The following is a 3,014-nucleotide window of genomic DNA, read 5'->3' on the forward strand; positions in this document are numbered from 1 at the left end:
CAACTGGCTGTGGCAGGTCAAGTTCTTCTCCTCCAAGACCGTCACCCACGTGGTGGACAAGATGCTCCACGCCTGCGGCGGCACCGGCTACAAGCCGGCCCTGGGCATCGAGCGCCTGCTCCGCGACGGCAAGGCCGGCTGGGTGATGGGCCCCACCAACGAGGTGCTGCGCCAGTTCGTCGGCAAGTCGGCTCTGCTCGGCTTCGAGGTGCTGGACTACTGGAACCAGTCGGTGAACCAGCGCGTGCTGTCCAACGAGCTGAAGAAGATGAGCAAGGAAGAGAAGGCCGCCTTCGCCACCAAGCTCCTCGCCGAAGCCCAGGCCTGAGCACGGGAGCCCGCCATGCAAGCCGCCCTCCACCAGCCTGCCCCGGTGTCTGCCGCGGCGCCCACCCACCGGGCGCCGTTTGAAGGACGCCTGTTCCGCCGGGCCCTTGGCCTGTTTCCCACCGGCGTCACCATCGTCACCACCTGGGACGAAATGGGGCGGCCGGTGGGGGCCACCGTAAGCTCTTTCAACTCCGTGTCCATCGACCCGCCGCTGGTGCTCTTCAGCCTGGCGCGCAGCAGCGCCTGCTGCGACACCTTTGCCGCCGGCGGGCCGCTGGCCATCCACGTGCTCGACGCCGGCCAGGCGGAACTCTCCAACCGCTTCGCCTGGGGCGGCGGCGACAAGTGGGCCGACCTGGACTACGCCACCGGCGAGCACGGGGCGCCGGTTTTCGACAGCGCCCTGGCCACCTTCGAATGCGTGCCCTTCGCCCAGTACCCGGGCGGAGACCACATCATCTTCGTGGCCGAGGTGCGCCAGATGCGCTTTCAGGACGGCGAGCCGCTGGTATTCTGCGCCGGCGGCTACCGTCAGCTGATGGAAAAGGAGACCCGCGCGTGAATGCGATCCTGCCCGGCCCTCTCGCCGCCACACCCGACGCCGTCGAGCCGGAGGGCGACCCCTTCCTGCTCGCCGCCGAGGCGCCCCGAACCTGCGCCCAGGTCTTCCCCGAGCCGCTGGCGGTGATCCGCGTGGCCGCCGCCACGGCCCGGGCCTTCGTGGTGAAGGCCGGGCAGTTCATCCAGGTCATCGACGTGGAGGGGCGGCAATGTTCCGACCTGCTGGCCTTCGACGCCGTGGCCCTGGAGGCCGGAGACGAATGGGGCCTCGACCCCACCGTGACCCGCACCCTGGCCGGCGCCGCCTACCCGCAGCCCGGCCTGCACGCCAAATACTTCGACGCCCGCATGCAGCCCCTGCTCGAAACCGTGCAGGACACCGTCGGTCGCCACGATGCCTTTGCCCTGGCCTGCACCAGCAAGTACTACGACGACCTGGGCTTTCCCGGTCACGCCAATTGCAGCGACAACTTCAACGCGGCGCTGGAGGGCTTTGGCATCCGCCCGCGGGTGGGCTGGCCGGCCATCAACTTCTTCTACAACACCTTCATCCAGCCCTGCGGCAGCCTGGGTTTTGCCGAACCCTGGTCGAAGCCCGGCGACTACGTGCTGCTGCGCGCCATGAAGGATCTGGTGGTGGCGGTGTCGTCCTGCGCCGATGACATCGACCCCGCCAACGCCTGGCAGCCCACCGACATCGAGGCGCGCATCTACGCCGCCGACCACTCCTTCCCCCGCGCGATGGCCCACCGCATGACGCCCGACTCCCCCGCCCGCCTGACCCGCCCGACGGCCTTCGCCCCCGTCACCGAAACCCTCACCCGCGACTTCATCGACTACAAGGGCTTCTGGCTGCCCAGGAGCTTCGTCGGCCACGGCACCCTGGCTGAATACTGGGCCTGCCGCGAGAAGGTGGCGGTCATGGATCTGTCGGCCCTGCGCAAGTTCGATGTTTCCGGCCCCGACGCCGAGGCCCTGCTGCAGAAGGTGCAGACCCGCGACCTGCGCAAGCTCGCCGTCGGCCAGATCGTCTACACCGCCGTGTGCCACGCCCACGGCGGCATGATGGACGACGGCACCGTGTTCCGCATGAGCCGTGACGTCTTCCGCTTTGTCTGCGGGGAGGACACCACCGGCCTGTGGCTGAAGGAGCAGGCCGCCGCCGCCGGCTACAACGTGCACATCCGCGACACCACCGACGCCCTGCACAACCTGGCCGTGCAGGGCCCGAAGAGCCGCGAACTGCTCAGCCGCATGCTGTGGAGCGCCCCCGTCCAGCCCGGAATTGCCGAGCTCGGCTGGTTCCGCTTCACCGCCGCCCGCCTGGGCGGCCCCACCGGCATCCCGGTGGTGGTATCGCGCACCGGCTACACCGGCGAGCTGGGCTTCGAGCTGTGGTGCCACCCCCGCGACGGCGCCGCGGTGTGGACCGCGGTGATGGAAACCGGCGCCCCCCTGGGCATCGTCCCCCTGGGTTTCGACGCCCTCGACATGCTGCGCATCGAAGCCGGCCTGGCCTTCGCCGGCCACGAGTTCTGCGACCAGACCGACCCCTTCGAAGCCGGCATCGGCTTCACCGTGGCCCTCTCCAAGCCCGAAGACTTCATCGGCAAGGCCGCGCTGGAAGAGCGTAAAGCCCACCCCCGCCGCAAACTGGTTGGCCTCGCCATCACCGGCAACGAACCCGCCAGCCACGGCGACGGCATCTACCTGGGCCGCGCCAAGGTCGGCGAAATCACCAGCAGCGTCCGCTCCCCCGTGCTCAACACCCAGATTGCCCTGGCCCGGGTGGACGTGGCCTACTCGGCCCTGGAGACGGCACTGCAGGTGGGGCAACTGGACGGGCATCGCAAGCGGCTGGATGCCACGGTGTGCGCCTTCCCGCACTATGATCCGACCAAGGCGCGGGTGCGGGCCTGATAAACCCCCAGCCCGCCAGAGCATGGACAGGCCGGTGATCAAAGCCCGCGGGCGACTGAAGTCGCCCCTACGGTCCCTCCGGCCGCCGTCGCTGCATCCGGAGCGTCCTTTTCGCTCCATCCATCGGGTGAGCGCACCTGGAAACCTCCGTGTGACGGTCGATTTGGCTGCTATTTGTGGGGGCGACTCGTAGGGGCGACTTC

The 3,014-nt window shown here is 69.1% G+C and carries 3 protein-coding genes; all 3 read left to right on the plus strand.

Translation table 11 applies throughout. The features are described from left to right. A partial coding sequence (locus ACIQ09_RS22075) for an acyl-CoA dehydrogenase family protein (protein WP_398314558.1) occupies positions 1 to 328 on the plus strand: 328 nt, incomplete at its 5' end. Between the two features lie 15 nt (positions 329 to 343). Next, positions 344 to 892, plus strand: coding sequence for a flavin reductase family protein (locus ACIQ09_RS22080; RefSeq protein ID WP_398314560.1), 549 nt, complete (start codon positions 344 to 346; stop codon positions 890 to 892). Further along, positions 889 to 2,811 carry a DUF1989 domain-containing protein gene (locus ACIQ09_RS22085; protein ID WP_398314562.1) on the plus strand — a complete coding sequence of 641 codons (1,923 nt, stop codon included), beginning with the start codon at positions 889 to 891 and terminating at the stop codon, positions 2,809 to 2,811. The genes ACIQ09_RS22080 and ACIQ09_RS22085 overlap by 4 nt, the downstream gene beginning before the upstream one ends. Positions 2,812 to 3,014: the final 203 nt, after the last annotated feature.

Source organism: Zoogloea sp. (assembly GCF_044344315.1).
GTDB lineage: Bacteria > Pseudomonadota > Gammaproteobacteria > Burkholderiales > Rhodocyclaceae > Zoogloea.

Excerpts from the sequence above, each read along its gene's own strand:
- ACIQ09_RS22080 (WP_398314560.1), top strand. The coding sequence starts at position 344 with ATGCAAGCCGCCCTCCACCAGCCTGCCCCGGTGTCTGCCGCGGCGCCC.